This window comes from Priestia sp. SIMBA_032 (assembly GCF_046535215.1).
Taxonomy (GTDB): Bacteria; Bacillota; Bacilli; order Bacillales; family Bacillaceae_H; genus Priestia; species Priestia aryabhattai.
Map to the genome: position 1 here is coordinate 1 of NZ_JAWRXD010001505.1, position 238 is coordinate 238.

Annotated in this window: 1 pseudogene; it reads right to left on the minus strand. The window is 26.1% G+C overall.

From position 1 onward, the window contains the following. Nucleotides 1-238: pseudogene (locus SB717_RS39320) on the minus strand (hypothetical protein); the annotation flags it as partial.

The window sequence follows — 238 nt, forward strand, 5'->3', positions numbered from 1 at the left end:
GTTTTGAAAATATTCTTCAAATGTTTCGTTACCTGCTGTTATTAAATTTAATGTTGAATATCGAGCATTTCCATAAAGACCAATTTGAACTTCTCCTAAATCTAAATACGTATTACCATACATCACGAAAGCCTCTTTATCTGTTAGTTCTTGTTCTTGAATAGCATAATAATATCTTTTCTTATTTCTTAAAGGTCGTTTCTTTTTTTAATAGTTTTCTTCAATATAATTTATTTGT